This is a genomic window from Leptospira koniambonensis (genome assembly GCF_004769555.1).
Lineage (GTDB): Bacteria > Spirochaetota > Leptospiria > Leptospirales > Leptospiraceae > Leptospira_B > Leptospira_B koniambonensis.
Window position 1 is genome coordinate 276,742 of the sequence record NZ_RQFY01000007.1, and the last position, 14,943, is coordinate 291,684.

A 14,943-nucleotide genomic window follows, 5' to 3' on the forward strand; every position below is an offset into this window, starting at 1 on the left:
AAGCCAACACTATATTTCCATGTAAGAAGAAGGGGAGAAGCATTCAAACTAATTCTTAAATTTTCTAAAAATTGCAGAAATATCGGACCTGAATGTCGGACGTCCGACATTCGAAAGAAAGTCCAGGTACATGGTTGACACCATGCTTAATTTTAAACATTTTCCCTTCTATGCTATCCGCTCCGGAAGAATTTATATGGGGGAATCCAAATCCTAAAGAACTTAGGATATTATTACCTCTTGCGTTTCCGGAATGTTTAAGATTAATCGATGGCCTGGCAGGACTCGCCACTTTGGTTTCCGAATCTGACCGTTCTTCCTTGGAAGAGGTGGGTTCCTGGGGTTACGGAGAAGATGGATTCTTCTATCCTTTTCTAACCAAGGGTTCACAAATCCGGAGCCGTTTAGAAGGAAGTAAATCTCCATTCTTCTTGCCCAGATCAGAAGAAGTAGAACTGTTCCGAGACGATTCCCTGGGATGTTTATTATCTCCAGTTTTACTGGATGGCAGAATGTTTGGATTTTTCCTGATAGAACTTCCAAACCCAGCCGAAGAAAGACAAATTTTACTCTTACATTTATTATGCCAGAAGGTAGCCCGGCTTTTGAAAAAAGAATCGGAACCTTCTACCGTTTATAAACTTTCCGAGGACGCTAGTCCAGATCCATTGGGGGAGCTGATTTTTAGATTGGGGAATGGTAAAAATTCCCAGCTAGAAAAATTCAAGGAGTCCGGAAGTATTTGTATTTCGGGCCCAGCTTCTTCAGGCAAAAAAACTATAGCAAAATGGATCCAAAAAAGGGAATTTCCAGGCAGGCCAATTTTAACAGTTTCGATCCTTCCGGAGCAGGCATCTAAGTTAGAAAAGGCATTAATTGATTGGGAAAAAATGGCCGAATCCGGGACTCTAATTTTAGAAAATTCAGAGAATTATTCTTTGGCCCAGCAGAGAACCTTGTTCGAATATTCTCAGCGAAAGTCCGGAAAATCCCGTCTTATTTTTTTAGAAAACTCAGGCAAAAAATCAACTGATGAGTTCTTATATTTTCGTTCTCTTTTGGCCGAAAATAAGTTAGAATTACCTGCCTGGAAAGACTGGGCAAAATCGGATAAAATTTCGGCGGTCCGGCCGATTTTCCGAGAGGTCTGCGAGTTGCATGGCCGTCCCGATTTGGCACTTTCTGAGGATGCGATAGAGTCTTTGGTGGGAGGGAGTTCCTGCCAAAATTTAGAGGATCTTCGGAATGCGATCGAAGAGGCAGTTTTAAATTCCGGCTCGGGAGAGATCCGAAATTCTGACCTTAAAAAAGAAGGTTCAAAAGGGATTTCTCTTCCGGATCCGGAGGATCTTGATTTGCGAAAAGCTGTGGAAGCCGTGGAGCGCCAAAAAATTCTTTTGGCGGATAAATTATTCGGCGGCAACCAAATACGAATGGCAAAGGCCTTGGGAATTTCCAGGGGCTCGTTGCAATATAAATTAAAAAACCTAGGTTTGGGTTAAAATTTTGGAATTAGATTCCTTATACGAAGAAAGAAAAACTCCGGCCGGATTTTTAGTAAAAGTCCGCCTCGGAAAAATGACGTACGTAGTCTTTACCTCCAAGGGCCCAGAAGTCCCGAAAGGAGCCAGAAACCAGTCCATCGTGGTTCCGGTTCCCAGAATCGCATTTTTAGGGGAGGATTTTGATCTCTCCCATTTTAGGTTAGGAGAGCTGAGTTTCGTAAACGTAAAACAGGGAAAACTAGTGATCCCGTACCAGCATTCCAGTTCCGGAAATGAGGTCCGGACCATCTTCCTGAACAGCGGAAGTGAGTGCGATATTTTGCCAGTAATCATCTACCATTATGATCGGGTGGATAGCCTTCTCAGGGCCAGAGAAGAGGGTGTAGAAATGCACCACCTGGTTTTGGACGAGGAGTTCCCACGCCAAGAATTGGTGGCCCTAAAAATCAGGTTCCCTTCCTTAAACATGCTCATCATCAAAAGAAAGGTGGCTCAAAAAATTGGGGCAGTGGGGGAGAAGCCATCCCCTGGAAAAGAGGAGCTGGAAAAAAGTCTCCGAGAAGAATCCAATATCGTAGATTTTAATAAGGTCCGAGCCACGGATTTATTGGAGAAGGGCAACTTGAATATGCACTCCAAAAATCCAGTATTCCTTGCTCGGATCCATCTCCGAAAAATGGAGTTAGAAAAAGTAAAACAGCTGCTCTTAGAATTCACATTGAAGTCAGAAGAGGTCGCGTTCATCCGAACCTTCTTGGATGTGATGATCCGAAATGATGATAATAAAGAAGAGCTAAAGGGCTGGGCGCCAAAATTAAAAAATTTGGACGAAGGTTTCCGACTCGCTGGCTTAATTTTAGAAACAAAAGAAAAAGAATTCGAAGCAGAACTAGACAAAGGTTTCTCCAAAGATATCGCGAGTATGGTTTATGCACTTTTGGAAAAAGAACAAGACAGAGCAGAGAACAAAGAGCAAGAAATTGTTCTTTGGGAATGGAAGCTCAGAGCCAAGAGACTGTTCCGAAAGACCGCCTAAAATCCTAGAAAAACAGTAAAAAAAGCTTCCATTTCCCCTAAAAACGGTTAAAAATGGGCTATACTGTCATGTTTTTTCGAATGAGACATAATTTTTTGGCACAGTTCTTGCTTATTGCCTCCTTGGCTTTGGGCTCGAGTTCTGCCTTCGCAGAAGAAGCTTCTGGTCCAGAATTTTCTTCTCGAAATATGTCCGAAGCCGAAGGTTCAATTTCGGAAGAACTAAAATCAATCTACCAAGAAGAAGTGGATCAAGTTCTCGCCGAAGGAATTTCTTATTCGGAAGAAGAAAGGTTATCCGACTTTCCGGATCTAGATTCTCTTCTGGCTGATGAAGGTGTTCCTACCAGAGTCGCAAAAATTTCTGCAGATAAAAAAGTAGAGAAGGGGAAAACCTCCAACTCGGATCTTGGGATCCAGAATCGAAAAGGAACCTCCGAAATTTTTTCAGAGTCACTGGTCCTCTCCCAAAACTGTCTTCTTGGTCTGAAAGTTTTATTAGCAAATATGAATGTCGGACAAGGTCTTGGTCAGGAGTTCCTACCAAGCGTCCCAGTCCAAGGACGAACTCGAGACAACGAAGCGTCTCCGGTCAGAGGAGATTCCTATGCGGATGCTCTCTCTGGATGCGCGGAATTATTTTCCCTATATTTAAGTGTGGAAGGGGCCGTGACTTGGTCAGTCTGTTCTACTAAAAATCAAAGAAATCTGCTTTTGGGGCCTGGAGTTCCTACCACTAAGGGCGCTGATTTAAGGAAAACCTCTGAGAATGCGCTGGAATCCAGATCATGCTTGGAATTCGACAAATTAGAGGGCATTGTCCTGGTTTCTGGGAAATCCTACGAAAACCGGACCTTCTCCCAAGCTACCCTAAGCCAAGGGTTCGAAATAGGGAAGGCCGCATTAGTTCCTATTGGATCCCAAGTAGAGAGAGAATTCTCCGCAGAGAAATTGGGCGCTCAGACCCTGAACCAAGATCTGAAATCATTACTCGAAAAGGTAACATCTAAGGTCGGACAAGACTCGCATAAATTTTCTTCTGGTCGTCCGACCCCAGAAATTCTAACTTAACAAATATGGCCGTGAAGATCAAACGAACCTCTTTTCAGAGGCTTCTGAATGCGATGAAGAAAGTCACTAGTGAGGTGAACGATCACGAAATTCTTCGCAGATTAGAAACTCTCATGGTCACTAGCAAAGAAGATCTGAACCAAACTGTAGTTCGTTCTCTTTTGGAAAATCCTTTAGACTTCGATCCTAAATCTGTGCCTGAGCCTTACGCTCAGTACGTTAGACATTTCGTATATATGGTGAAACGAAATAAGAAAATGGGATTAGATGTGAACTTCGATGCAAGTGCTATCGAATCAAAAAAGGATAAGAAGAAATTAGCAGCTCCTAAAAAATCCGCTCCTTCCAAAAAACAAGCCCCTGCTCGCAAAAGAGCCTAAATTCTTAAAACTTCCCTGTGCTGCGCACAGGGGCAAAAGTAATATTCCATAAAAGGGCAGCGCCTTCCATTAAATGCCGATATCCGGGCAAATGTCTGCATAAATGGGCAATTCTATCCCGAAAATCGGCTTTCGGCGCCGAAATTATGACTTTTACATAAGTGCCTAATCATAAGCAGTAAAATCGGACATTTGCCAGTCTGAAATTTGGGGGTACGGCCGCGGCGGCATGGGCGAAATAGCATAAAACCAGGAGGAGTATTGGCCTTGGGGCAGCTGGATTTGCCTGCAGGTTAAGGCGTTATATACGGTGGATAATTAGATATCTGTTGCTGTATGGGTGTAAGTTCGTCCATCCGGTTGCGATTTCGTGCTGCCCAAAAATGAGCGTTTAAATCCGGTTCTTATGAGAATGCAGGGACTGGCTAAAGCAGGGATAGGGGAGTTGCTTGGCTTGACCCTCAATGAGGCCGGCTCCAAAAGCCAAGAATTCGCATTTTGGCACGAATATTCGCTTTCACACGCAATCATAAGACAGAGCCATTCTGTAAGGGGAAGCTTGCGCCCCGTTTCGGCAAAATTGTCCGTCCCTGGGCAGCGAGTCGGAGAGAGCCTGCCTTCTTCCTGGCAAAGGGAAAACCCGATAAAATGGGTTTAACAGAGCGCCTTTTGCTATTTGGGATAAGTAGGAATTGGCATTATTTATGACATAAAGTCATGTGTATCAAATTTGCACACCCATGAGGTTTTGGCAGGCCTATATTGCTTTCTTCTTGCGGAAGGAGGGAGGATTAGAGATCCTCTTCCAATGGCCGAAGTAATCAAATTAAGAGTCAAATGCCATGCCTGCTCAAATTTAATCGAAGGTTCAGCCAAATATGGCGGTGGGCATTACGTTCCGGAGGGCGTAAACTTCGAATTTGTGGCTATTGGGAAGATAGAAACTCCTAAAGGAAAGCGTGTTAAGGCAGAAATCACCGCTGATTGTCCGAATTGTGGAGTTCGGTGCAAATGGACAATATGATATGCTTTTTATTGGTATTAAATTGGATTAAAAATAATCTAATAAATGATTAATATTGATCTCATGTTTATGAATTTGTATTAATGATTAAAGTTAAGTAATGAATTTTTCCACTCCACTCTTTCTATTCTTCTTTTTGCTTATATTTGGGCTGAGATGGATTCTTCCCAGGCTGAAATTCCTTCCAGAATGGGTTCCGAAGCCATTTTTGCTAGCGGGAAGCTATTTCTTTTATATATCCTGGAATCCCAAATTTGGGTTCCTTCTTTTTGGGACTACTATCCTGGATTATTGGATTGGAAGAACAATGGATCAGAAAGAAGGAAGGTCTCGTGCAATCTTGCTTTCTATTTCTCTTATTTTAAATTTAGGGGTTTTAGCATTTTTTAAATATTTCATTTTCTTTATGCAGTCCGGAAATGCCGTAATATCGGCATTTGGGCTAAATTTAAGTTTTCCTGTATGGCGCATTGTGCTCCCCGTAGGTATCTCTTTTTATACTTTTCAGTCTCTAAGTTACACGATCGATGTGTTCAGAAGAGAAATTTTACCTGAAAAAAATTTCTGGAACTACGCACTCTTTCTCTCCTTCTTCCCTCAGTTGGTTGCAGGGCCGATCGTTCCAGCAAAGACCTTTTTGCCCCAGCTTAAGACTTGGGTGGCATGGAGGGAACTCCCTCTCAGAGAAGGCCTCGTTTTAGTTTTGATCGGTGTATGGAAGAAGGTTGTGATTGCGGATCAGCTTTCTATCTTACCCGATTCTTTTTATCGTTCTCCTTTGGAACTTTCGAGTGCCTATGCATGGGCAGCAGTTTTTGCATATTCTCTTCAGATCTATTGTGATTTTAGCGGGTATACTGATATTGCCTTGGGTTCCGCTCTTCTTCTTGGCTTCAAACTGACTGAAAATTTTAGGATGCCTTATCTTGCGTCTGGATTTTCTGATTTTTGGAGAAGATGGCATATCTCTCTTTCTTCTTGGCTTAGGAATTATTTATACATTCCTTTAGGCGGTAATCGTAAATCTGAACTCAGAACTTATATAAATCTATTCTTAACCATGCTTTTGGGTGGTTTATGGCATGGTGCCAGTTGGAATTTTGTGGTTTGGGGCGGATTTCACGGTATTTTCTTAGGGTTAGAAAGATTGGGTAAAAAATTTTGGCCCGGTTTCTTCTCCCCTGAAAATGGATCTGGAATTTTAGGAAGGTTCTCTTATAGGATCTTTGTGATCTTATCTGTGGTTCTTTGTTGGGTATTTTTTAGATCTCCGAATTGGAAGACTACAGGGATCGTTTTCGAAAAACTTTTTAGGCTTTCGAACGGTACGGATCCTACGATTTCTTCTTTGCGTATTTTGTTTATCTCATTCTTTTTATTTTTTGTCGCGACTTGGATCGGAAATCGTGACGAGAAAGATGGTAGTTTTAGGAAATTTTACGAAAGTTTACACCCAGTAAGTTTCGGAATTTTGGTTGGTACTGGACTCTTACTCGGAGCTGTATTCTCTTCCGAGTCACAGCCGTTTATTTATTTTGTTTTTTGAACTGGTCTTTGCAGATAATCTCTGATCTTCTCAGTTTCATCGTAGACCCAAATTTTTCCGTTTCCGGATCCACAATTTAGAACTCGAGAAGGTTCTCCATAGAATGATTTGATCCTGGATTCTCCGAGTCCTTCTGGCAAGATCGCGATTGGGCCCTCTGGCGGGAATAGGAACCATTCTTTATTGGAAACTGAATAAGATCCTTCTAATGTGCTGAAATCTATTGGATAAGCTAGGACTCTTTTTTCGGAATATGTAAGTATTCGTCTGGCTTTTCGAGGTTCTGAAAGTACGAACACGAACGAATCTTTTTCTTTCCATTCATCTACACAAATAGTTTCAGGTGGTCGGAGAGATTCCCATGGATCTCTGAATTGCCCGGCTCCTTCTCCAAATGAAGCGAATATCCCAAGTCCGAATATCAGTCCTAAAAATGCAAAATTTCTGGAATGGCTTAGATAGTTTTGGTTTTTGATAGAAGGCAAAATCCCAAATAAAACCGGGACCATCACGATTGCAGGCAGGCTGTATTTGAGTGAATTTTGGCCTGAATATAGCCCAAGTAAAGGCGGTAATATGCAAAGGCAGAGCTGGAAATATCCTAAAAATCCATAACTATACCCGGATTCTTTTCCCTTTCTTAAACATAAGATCCCGCCAAGGATCGCAAATGCGAGAAAGATCCCTGAAAGTTTTAGGCTCAGTATCGCTGTGAAAAAATCTGTCCACCAATGTGAGATTGATTCGAGTGCGGAAAATTTATTTGGCGAGTTGATCGTTAAAAATATTTTTATGAAAGAATTAAGCCCTAGTCCGATTAAGCCTGTTGCGAAAAATCGAATGGAAATCAGCGGAAAGGAAACTCCCCAACGACCGTACCTTCTCGCCCAAGCAAGCAAGGTCGGCAGATATAATTCTAAAATTAAGATCCTATCTGAAACTGTGAGTAGAGAAAGAAGTGGGAGAATGGAATATTTTGGAACTTTCTCCCTTTTTAAATAGGGCCAGATCCAGAGACTTGTGAGAAACGCGCTGATATGTACGGATGGAAAATATAAAAAGTATAATAGAGGGAATTTTTCGGCGATCAGAAACAGAAAAGATAATGTGAGTAAGCTGAATACATAACTTTGGGGCCTTGGCATTTTGGGCTCCATTGCTCGTATAAATCTTCCTAAAAGATAAGCGAGTAATATAGTTTGGAAGATTGCGTAGAGTGTTAATGTCCTGAAAACATTCTCAGTTATATAGCCGAATATAAAAACGATAGGTAGGTCCGGAAAAAAATAAGGTGTGGGAGCGAACGACCAGGCCCTTAAGGAACCTCCATCTCTAAGCACATCGATTAACACGGAAGGAAGATACAGAGCTTCTACGTTCCAGAAAATTTCTTTAGGCGCAGTAAATAGGGAGAATATAAGTGAGGCTAGGAAAATAATTATAGAAGTCCAGAGCCAAACCACTTGGGAATCCTGGCCAATGCCTCATCCTAGGTAAAGTAGAAAACGAAACAATTTCTGGACAAAGAGGCAATTACTTTCAGTTTATGGAACTGTGCCCCGTTCCAAGTTAACGATCTTATTTTCTGTTATTATCTCAGTTATTTTTTTGGACTTCTTCTTGTTCCGATACTCGTTTTGGCTCTTGCCTAACGAATCTTCCTGGGGAGCTGATTATTTTTATAATTTTTTACACGAGTATAAGACTTTTGAAAAAATTCCGAAGCAGAAATTCCGCGTTTTAGTTATAGGTTCCAGCGTTACAGGTTATTCTATTAATCCTAAAGATTTGGAGGAAGAACTTCGTAAGGTCACTGGGAAAGATCTAGAGGTAGTCTTTTTATCTTATGCTGGTATGCCTCCTTTGGATGCTTACTTGATGAAGGACCAATTCCTGAGTTTATCCCCAGATCTTATTGTGTATCCAGTGAACTTTGTGGATTGGAGATTGTACAGGACTTATGTTCTGGATCCTAAGAACGGCAAGAATGAAACTGCGGAAGAATCTAAACTAATCCTGGATGCTTTGGACTTTAGGGATGCTCCCCAATCTAAGATTATTTTTCCTTTGGAAACTCTATTGGAGTTTTGGGATTTAATAGGATTGGAGAAGAGTGCGGAATATCTAGCTGCTTCTATCTTTGGTTCTTATCGTTATAAGGAAATTTATTGGAAAATTTCTTCTTCTCTTTATGAACATCGATTTGGTAGGAACTCCAGCTTTATAGAATACAACGGTGTGGATATTCCTGAGAAGGTGACCTTTAGAGGTTGGACCGGGAAAGTTTTTTCTTTTCAGCCTAAACCTTATATGGCTCGAAAAGGTTTTTATATCCAGGTAGTGGAAGAAGTCCTGAAGGATGGAAAGCTGATCCTGGACTTGGAAAATTCTACTCATACAGTTAAGCAAACCTTGGAATTTAAGAGCCCTGGCTGGAAAAAAATTCTTTTAGATCCTAAGTTTTTGGAACAAGGGGAGAAGGATCACTGGATCCGAGCGGAAGTTTCTAATACTTGGGTCCCTTATCTTGCGGGACCTGAACATAAGGATTGGGCTCGGGATGTTTTAGGAATTAGACTCCAACAGCTTTTTGGGAAAGAAGATGATCTTTCTCTTTTGAACAAAAGACCAGTGAGAGAAGAAAGGACAGAAGACCTACGCTTTCTAGGGATGTCCGATAAGGAATATGAAGAATATTTTTACTTTCGACTTCTTACAGACCTAAAAAAAAGACCAGGTTTACAGTACATTCAGGTGTTGGCGGACTCTAAGAAGAAGATCGCAAAAGAAAAGTTCCGACCCATTCTTCATTTTCGTTATATGAAGAAGTTACTTTCTTTTTTCAAAGAAAAGGATTTGCCATTTCTCTTAATAAACAATCCTGAAAACCCAGTCTGCCTTTCCTGGTATGGGGATTCGGAATGGTACAAAGAGCATTTGTCTTATCTTGGCGAAATCAGTGGCGGCGGGGACAATTTTGCGGATCTAAGCCGGGCTTTGCCTTCTACAGATTTTTGGGACTTCCATCATCTTACGTATGAAGGGACTCATAAGATGAATTCTAAGTATGCTTCGCTCATATCTAAATTTGTCGAATGACAGTCCGTGGTCTTAGAAAAAAATAGAGAAAAACAATGAAATGCGGACTTTAAGTCTGAGAGCGGTAAATAAGTTCTATGAGCAAAATTAACGTAGCTGTTTTGGGAGCCACTGGTTCCGTCGGGCAAAGGTTTATCCAACTTTTGGAAAACCATCCTTATTTTCAGGTAACTCACTTATGTGCATCTGAGAATAGTGCAGGCAAAACATATGCGGACGTTATGAAGAAGCGTTGGAAGATCTCAGGCGATATTCCTAAATATGCTCGTGACATAATTATCACATTACCAGATCCTAAGGTTACTCCAGGTGTGAAACTGGCGTTTTCGGGTCTGGATGCTTCTGTTGCAGGAGAGGTAGAAACTTCTTTTGCAGAAGCTGGTATTCATATTATTTCTAATTCTAAAAATCATAGAATGGTGGAGAATGTACCTCTTCTTTCCGCAGAAGTGAACGCAAATCATTTGGATGTGCTTTCCAGCCAAAAAACTCCAGGTAAGATCATCACTAACTCCAATTGTACGATCATGGGAGTGACCATCTCTCTAAAACCTCTATACGAAAAATTCGGCATAGAGTCCGTTATGTTATTCTCTATGCAGGCGATCTCCGGAGCAGGGTATCCAGGAGTTCCTACCATGGATATTTTGGGGAACGTAGTCCCTTTTATAGGCGGAGAAGAAGATAAAGCCGAGATCGAGCCTCTAAAATGTCTTGGAAAGACCGAAGGTGGTAAGATTGTGAATGCGGATTTTAAAATTTCCGCGCATTGTAATCGAGTTCCTGTTTTTGACGGGCATACAGTTTGTGTTTCCGTGAAATTCAAGAAGAAGCCTAGTGAATCCGAAATTTTAGAAGCCTGGTCTTCATTTAAAGGCGAGCCTCAAGAATTAAAGTTGCCTCTCGCTCCGGATTTTCCGATTCTTTATCGTCAAGAAGAAGACAGACCTCAGCCTCGTCTCGACCTGGAAACAGGGAGAGGTATGACTACCGTAGTTGGAAGACTTAGACCGGATCCGATTTTGGATTGGAAATATGTTGTCCTAAGTCATAATACGGTCCGTGGGGCTGCCGGTGCCGCGATTTTAAACGCGGAATTGATGTATCGGAAAAACCTACTCTAGTCGAAGAGGATGACTCATGCTGGATCCCCAATCTCCGGAACTCAAGGTAGCGGATTATAACTCAGCCTTACAGTTAACCCAAGCCTTAGAGGCCAGAGGGGATTTCCAGTACAAAGGAATTCATAAACTAGTACTGATCATTGGTGATTGGACTGAAAAGTTCGTAGCAAATAAAATTCTTCCTAGCGCGGAACAACTCTCCAGAGAGCTAACCTTGGACAAGGAAAGGGTAAACGCCTATCTTAGAGAGATGAGCGCGCGCCAAAATCCTCCTATCGTAAAAAAGATTTGCATGGTGGATTATAATCCTACCGGAGATTCTTCCGACGGAAAGATCGCTTCTTTTCTAAGATTGATCACAGTATTTGCCAGACCTTCTCAAACGGATGCAGGTTCTAGCCATAGATATGTGGATGGAGTGAACCAAACTTCTTTCAGTTCCATCCAAAGATGGGTAAAGGAGAAGAGGCAGTTCCCTGGTAAAGAAGGTTTCCAAAAGTGGATCTACGATTGTATTGATAATAATAAATTAAGCGAGACCTACGCTTCTTCTGAAATTGGGAATTTGTTTCAGGATAATTTTGATGTTACTCCTGTTTTAAAACAAACCACGATCAATATTCATCTAAAACCAGTTCTTAAAAAGTTAGTAGATTCTAGAATTCTGTATTTTTATAGAAATGAGAATGCATTAAGTCCAGGGAACCGTTCTGTTTTTTATTATAATGTCCAAGATGAGATCATCGCAAGGCTGGATACTTATAAAAAATATCTGAACGAAAGGATTATCCCGGAACTCCAAAGGATTGGAGTGTTAGGTAATTTTTCGGACCAAGATCTTCAGAATACTCGTTCTATTGCAGGACAAGTCCTTCCTTTTTTAAGCCCAGCTTATGGTGATCAAAAAACCGCAGTTGAGGAACTTCTTTCTCTCATCCATTTTGAAGAAGAGGAGAAGGAGAAAAAAGAAAAAGAAGAGAAGAAGGCCAAACTTTCCGAATTACTCGATTATATTAAATCTGCAAATCGTTTGGTGGATTTGAATTATCTTCGTTTCCGCGGAGAACCTATCGAAGAAGAAGTCAAAAACCTGATCGTTAATCATGATATGATCATGAGCGCCGACTTTGCGGATAAAAAGGGCCTGTATGTTTTCGTTCTTCACAAAGATTGTATTAATGGTGCAGTCGAGACTGCGAAAAGGGTTCTTACTGCGACTGGGAATGATAGTGAGATCCGTGTTTTAGCAAAAATGAATATCCGGGACATGATGGAGTCTCGCGAGGCGAGTGCTCAATTTGAGAAATTGGAATATTCTTCTCTTTTTAAATATCTTCCTTTTATCACCAGATTTTTCAGATCTCTTTTCGGAAATAACGTAGTTCACAGATTCGAAGCAGAAGAGATTAGAGCAAGACTTGCGTCGGAACAGAATAAAAAAATCCTAGAAGCAAGGACCAAGGTCGCTCAGGAAGAGAAAGTCAAACTCGCCGAACGAAGAGTAAAAGACAGAGAAGCAGCCGAGGCGACTGCAAAAGCCAGGGCTGCGGCCGCAGTCGCAAATTCAGACTCGAGCGCTCCCGCAAGAAGTTCGGGGCTTAGTTCTGAACAAGAGGCGGAAATTAAACGAAATCTTTCTGCGGTTTTAGATGTGATAGACCATGCTTGGAGCCAGGATGAACTTCCGGATAGAGAATATCTCTTGCAGGCTTTAGGCGGGGATATGGATGAAAATACTCTGATCAACTTTCTGAAAAAGAATGCAAAAAAGGAAATCCATTCCTTTATGGTTAGAAATCAGGAAGAGCAGTATTCTTTTCCGATCCTTATCAGCCGAAGGTTTATGAAAAAGAACGGCAAGGCCTTGCTGGATAAGGCGAAGAGGATCGTAGACGAGCAGAAAAATGCGGGAATGCCTGAACAGGAAAAATTCGATTTTTATATTTCTTTCGAAGATTTTCTGAACAGAACCCTTCCTAAAATCTGAGCTCGGATCATTAGAGCAATTTTAATAAAACCGAATATACATGAAGAATGAATTAGTTAATTTCAGAAAAACTAAAATTATCTGCACGATTGGCCCAGCAACCGCCGACAAAAAAATGATCCAATCCCTTGCAGAAGCAGGGATGAATATCGCCAGATTGAATATGTCCCACGGAAATCATGACTTCCACAGGTCCGTGATCCGTGCAATTAAGTCTTTGAACAAAGATGTATTAAAACATCCGATCGCAATTTTATTGGATACCCAAGGTCCAGAGATCCGCACCGGAGATCTGCAAGTGGATCATTTGGATCTGAAAGTGGGGGAATCTTTTACCTTTCATATCATTCCAGGAGAAGAGTCCGAGGAACAATCTGTTTTCGTAAACTATCGCGATATCGTAAAAGATCTTAAGATCGGTGACAGGGTTACTGTAGATAATGGCCTCATCAATCTTGTAGTAGAAGAGATCCAAGAAACTGCTTTAAAATGTAAAGTAGTAGATGGCGGAAAATTAGGTTCTCGTAAACATATTAATCTTCCAGGGATCCGAGTGAATTTGCCTTCTATCACTCAGAAAGACCATAAGGACATTCTTTTTGGTTTGGAAGAAGATGTGGATTTTATCGCACTTTCATTCGTTCGTTCTGCGGAAGATATCCATCAACTCCGCCAGATCATAGAAGAAAATAACGGTCATACAGATATCATCGCTAAGATAGAAGACCAAGAAGCAGTGAAAAACATGATAGAGATCGTGGAAGCTGCTGATGGAGTGATGGTAGCGAGAGGAGATCTTGGAGTGGAGCTACCTATTGAGGAACTTCCACTGATCCAACGTGCTATTATTAGGGAATGTGCGATCAAAGGGAAACGAGTGATCGTTGCGACTCACCTCTTGGAATCCATGATCAATAATCCTTCTCCTACCCGCGCGGAAGTGACTGATGTTGCCAACGCAGTTTTCGAAGAATCTGATGCAATCATGTTGTCCGGTGAAACTGCCGCAGGAAAATTCCCAGTTCGTTGTGTGGATATGCTCCACAAGATCTCGGAACGAGTGGAGAAGGCGCCGGGGTTAGGTTATGTTTTGGAAAGAGTTCCTTCCAATAAGAAAGAAGAGATGGCCAGATCAGCTGCCATGCTTTCCGATTCTATCAAATCGCCTGCAATTATAGTGATTACCAGGAGGGGAACTACTGCTTTAAACGTGGCTTCTTTTCATCCTAGGTTCCCGCTCATCTATGCTTTTACCAATATGACTACTGTCAGACGTAAACTTTGGCTGACCCGAAGTGTGATTCCTTATCGGATCGATTTTTCCAGTGACCCAGAGAAAACTATCAAACTCGCGATCGAAACTTTGAAATCGAGTGGTAGAGTAAAGGATGGGGACCAGGTGGTGATCTTGTCGGATATTATTGCGGGTGCTGACCGAGTTGAGACGATCCAGATCCGAGAGGTGAAGTGAGGTTTGTAGGAACTCCAGACTAGTCTGAAGAGTCCTCGATCCCTTGATTCAGCAATTTTAGGACCCAATCCTGAAGCCCCAGGCTTTGGAAGGCTTCAATTATCATTCCCGTATAGCTAATGGAAGATTGCAATCTTTCAAAACTCAGTCGAACCTGTAGTTTTTTGATTTGTAGATATAGTTGGAGCTCTTCCTTACTCATTTCGGAAGGATCTTTCCAGGGAGTGTAGTCTTCTCCTGAAAGAGGATTCAGGGAGAAAATGCGATTTTCTTTGTTTTTTGTCTTACTCATGGTCGGGAGTTCCTTCCACTTCTACGCTTTAAGCTTCCGAATAAGAGCGAAAACGCCTAACAAGGAAATGAAAAGGCAAAGACCACCAGTTCCCAAAGCCGCAGGTAGTGGATCTCCTGCAAATTGCCTCTGCAAAAAGAGGAAAAAAGCGGCTAGAAAGAATAATACGCTTAAACTTATAAAGAAAAGAGCAATTCGGAAGAATATATAGGCTTGAATACCTAAAACAATCTTTTCTGTTGCGATTTTTTTCGCGTATAGGAGAAGAGTTTCGAAATATTCTGCGATTGAGTTGATAAAAGCGAGCAGGTGTTCCTTCAGTTCGAAATTTGAAAATGAAGTTCCCTCCTGCTTCTCGGTATTTTCGTGAGGAATTTCTTCTGAATCCGTTCTTTTGGCGGTCAATTGA

The 14,943-nt window shown here is 41.6% G+C and carries 13 protein-coding genes; 10 read left to right on the plus strand and 3 right to left on the minus strand.

The features are described from left to right. Window positions 1-92: 92 nt before the first annotated feature. The 6 genes from EHQ52_RS16665 to EHQ52_RS16690 all read left to right on the plus strand — a co-directional run bounded on the left by EHQ52_RS16665 (window position 93) and on the right by EHQ52_RS16690 (window position 6,561). Window positions 93-1,502 (plus strand): helix-turn-helix domain-containing protein, encoded by a 1,410-nt coding sequence (locus EHQ52_RS16665; RefSeq protein ID WP_244244936.1) that lies wholly within the window; start codon window positions 93-95, stop codon window positions 1,500-1,502. 4 nt (window positions 1,503-1,506) lie between these two features. Continuing rightward, window positions 1,507-2,541, plus strand: coding sequence for a hypothetical protein (locus EHQ52_RS16670; RefSeq protein WP_135616303.1), 1,035 nt, complete (start codon window positions 1,507-1,509; stop codon window positions 2,539-2,541). Between the two features lie 80 nt (window positions 2,542-2,621). Further along, window positions 2,622-3,611, plus strand: coding sequence for a hypothetical protein (locus EHQ52_RS16675; protein ID WP_244244937.1), 990 nt, complete (start codon window positions 2,622-2,624; stop codon window positions 3,609-3,611). 5 nt (window positions 3,612-3,616) lie between these two features. Continuing rightward, entirely contained in the window at window positions 3,617-3,991 is a 375-nt protein-coding gene (locus EHQ52_RS16680) for a phosphatidylinositol phospholipase (RefSeq protein ID WP_208653521.1), read from the plus strand. Window positions 3,992-4,799: 808 nt separating this feature from the next. Then, complete coding sequence (locus EHQ52_RS16685) at window positions 4,800-5,015, plus strand: hypothetical protein (RefSeq protein ID WP_100707384.1); 216 nt, start codon at window positions 4,800-4,802, stop codon at window positions 5,013-5,015. A gap of 100 nt (window positions 5,016-5,115) precedes the next feature. After that, complete coding sequence (locus EHQ52_RS16690; RefSeq protein WP_135616306.1) at window positions 5,116-6,561, plus strand: MBOAT family O-acyltransferase; 1,446 nt, start codon at window positions 5,116-5,118, stop codon at window positions 6,559-6,561. Here the strand turns inward: EHQ52_RS16690 and EHQ52_RS16695 are convergent. Next, window positions 6,546-8,024: a hypothetical protein gene (locus EHQ52_RS16695; RefSeq protein ID WP_208653522.1), complete on the minus strand. Its 1,479-nt coding sequence runs from the start codon at window positions 8,022-8,024 to the stop codon at window positions 6,546-6,548. The genes EHQ52_RS16690 and EHQ52_RS16695 overlap by 16 nt on opposite strands. A 181-nt stretch (window positions 8,025-8,205) precedes the next feature. Here EHQ52_RS16695 and EHQ52_RS16705 point away from each other — a divergent pair, with 181 nt between their 5' ends. From EHQ52_RS16705 to pyk, 4 genes are all read left to right on the plus strand, one after another. Then, window positions 8,206-9,660, plus strand: coding sequence for a hypothetical protein (locus tag EHQ52_RS16705; protein WP_244244938.1), 1,455 nt, complete (start codon window positions 8,206-8,208; stop codon window positions 9,658-9,660). Window positions 9,661-9,737: 77 nt separating this feature from the next. Next, window positions 9,738-10,784 carry an aspartate-semialdehyde dehydrogenase gene (gene asd, locus EHQ52_RS16710; protein WP_135616310.1) on the plus strand — a complete coding sequence of 349 codons (1,047 nt, stop codon included), beginning with the start codon at window positions 9,738-9,740 and terminating at the stop codon, window positions 10,782-10,784. Window positions 10,785-10,800: 16 nt separating this feature from the next. After that, window positions 10,801-12,771: a hypothetical protein gene (locus EHQ52_RS16715; RefSeq protein WP_135616311.1), complete on the plus strand. Its 1,971-nt coding sequence runs from the start codon at window positions 10,801-10,803 to the stop codon at window positions 12,769-12,771. A 40-nt stretch (window positions 12,772-12,811) separates the two neighbouring features. Continuing rightward, entirely contained in the window at window positions 12,812-14,242 is a 1,431-nt protein-coding gene (pyk, locus tag EHQ52_RS16720; RefSeq protein WP_135616312.1) for a pyruvate kinase, read from the plus strand. A gap of 19 nt (window positions 14,243-14,261) precedes the next feature. Here pyk and EHQ52_RS16725 read toward each other — a convergent pair whose 3' ends face one another. After that, a complete protein-coding gene (locus tag EHQ52_RS16725) occupies window positions 14,262-14,534 on the minus strand; it encodes a hypothetical protein (protein ID WP_135616313.1) in 273 nt (90 codons plus the stop codon). A gap of 21 nt (window positions 14,535-14,555) precedes the next feature. Further along, window positions 14,556-14,939, minus strand: coding sequence for an LBF_4227 family protein (locus EHQ52_RS20390; RefSeq protein ID WP_135616314.1), 384 nt, complete (start codon window positions 14,937-14,939; stop codon window positions 14,556-14,558). Window positions 14,940-14,943: the final 4 nt, after the last annotated feature.